The following is a 1,405-nucleotide window of genomic DNA, read 5'->3' as shown; positions in this document are numbered from 1 at the left end:
GCGGTAAGCGGTAAGCGGTAAGCGGTAAGCGGTAAGCGGTAAGCGGTAAAAATCTAGATCTCCTCAACTTAAATAGCAAGAAAATTTAATATATTTACTTTCTGTTATAAACGCGGTGGCAAGCCACTCGCCTACAAGTACATATTAACACCGAGCAACTTAAAACTTACCGCTTAGAGCTTACAGCTCAAATCGCAGACATTAAAAAAGGCCACCGAAGTGACCTTTTTCTAATAATTAACTTAAAAGTTAATTATTACTCTACGATAGTTGCTACTACACCAGCACCTACAGTACGGCCACCTTCGCGGATTGCGAAACGTAGACCTTCATCCATTGCGATTGGAGAGATTAACTTTACAGTCATCTTAACGTTATCGCCAGGCATTACCATTTCTACGCCATCTGGTAACTGTACGTCACCAGTTACGTCAGTTGTACGGAAGTAGAACTGTGGACGGTAACCTTTGAAGAATGGAGTATGACGACCACCTTCATCTTTAGAAAGTACGTATACTTCTGAAGTGAATGTTGTATGTGGGTTGATTGAACCAGGCTTAGCTAGTACTTGACCACGTTCAACGTCTTCACGTTTAGTACCACGTAGAAGTGCACCAATGTTCTCACCAGCACGACCTTCGTCAAGTAGTTTACGGAACATTTCAACACCAGTACAAGTAGATTTAGTTGTATCGTTGATACCAACAATTTCTACTTCGTCATTGATGCGGATGATACCAGCTTCAACACGACCAGTTACAACAGTACCACGACCTTGGATTGAGAAAACGTCTTCGATAGGCATGATGAATGGCTTATCGATGTCACGCTCTGGCTCTGGGATGTAAGAATCAAGTGCGTCTGCAAGCTCAATGATCTTGTCTTCCCACTCTTTCTCGCCTTCTAACGCTTTAAGCGCAGAACCAGCGATTAGTGGTAAGTCATCACCTGGGAAATCGTACTCAGAAAGAAGTTCACGAACTTCCATTTCTACTAGTTCAAGTAGCTCTTCGTCATCAACCATGTCACATTTGTTCATGAATACGATGATGTAAGGAACGCCAACTTGACGAGAAAGAAGGATGTGCTCACGCGTTTGTGGCATAGGGCCATCAGTCGCAGCAACAACAAGGATAGCGCCGTCCATTTGAGCAGCACCAGTGATCATGTTTTTAACATAATCGGCGTGTCCAGGACAATCTACGTGTGCGTAGTGACGAGTAGGCGTATCGTATTCAACGTGTGAAGTTGAGATTGTGATACCGCGCTCGCGCTCTTCTGGAGCGTTATCGATTGATGCGAAATCTTTAGCAACACCGCCGTATACTTTTGCAAGTACGTTAGTGATTGCTGCAGTTAGGGTAGTTTTACCGTGGTCAACGTGGCCGATTGTACCTACGTTTAC

1 protein-coding gene is annotated in these 1,405 nt (G+C 44.0%); it reads right to left on the bottom strand.

Translation table 11 applies throughout. From position 1 onward, the window contains the following. Positions 1-256: 256 nt before the first annotated feature. Positions 257-1,405: elongation factor Tu (gene tuf / locus H5187_RS23540; protein ID WP_145238324.1), on the bottom strand; the 1,149-nt coding region annotated here is incomplete at its 5' end.

This window comes from Pseudoalteromonas sp. SG44-1 (assembly GCF_014164315.1).
Lineage (GTDB): Bacteria > Pseudomonadota > Gammaproteobacteria > Enterobacterales > Alteromonadaceae > Pseudoalteromonas > Pseudoalteromonas rhizosphaerae.
The sequence above is the reverse complement of the archived record's forward strand: the minus strand, read 5'-3'. Positions and strand labels throughout refer to the sequence as shown.